The sequence below is a fragment of the Streptomyces narbonensis genome (assembly GCF_014649015.1).
GTDB lineage: Bacteria > Actinomycetota > Actinomycetes > Streptomycetales > Streptomycetaceae > Streptomyces > Streptomyces narbonensis.
The window spans coordinates 1-554 of the sequence record NZ_BMSF01000181.1; the positions used below are offsets into that span (position 1 = coordinate 1).

The window sequence follows — 554 nt, forward strand, 5'->3', positions numbered from 1 at the left end:
TAATGGTAAAGAATTTTTATTCGCAAATCATTTTATTGAAATCTTACAGAATTTTATAGCAATCACATTTGCTATTTTCCAACGTTGTGAAGTAATATTATATGACGAATTTTACAAAAATCTTTCAAATGAGGAGATTAATGTTCAATTGCTATTGATTCATGACAAGATTTTGGAAATTTTAAAAAAAATAGAAATTATCGTATCCTTTTTACGAGATGAAATGAATAGCAACGGAAGTTTCAAATCTATTAAAGGTTTCAACAAGGTTTTGAATCTGATTAAATATATGCTGAGATTTAGCAAGAAAAAACAAAATTTTGCGAGAAACTCTGATAACAATAATGTTACAGATTATAGTCAGTCGGCGAAGAACAAAAATGTTCTCTTGAAATTCCCCGTTAGTGAACTGAACAGAATCTATTTAAAATTTAAGGAGATTTCAGATTTTTTAATGGAAAGAGAAGTTGTCCAAAGGAGTATAATTATTGACAAGGATTTGGAATCTGATAATCTGGGTATTACTACGGCAAACTTCAACGATTTCTATGATG

The 554-nt window shown here is 28.3% G+C and carries 1 protein-coding gene; it reads left to right on the top strand.

What is annotated here, in order from left to right; all coding sequences use genetic code 11:
- Window positions 1-554: hypothetical protein (locus IE124_RS36420; protein WP_189514066.1), on the top strand; the 554-nt coding region annotated here is incomplete at both ends.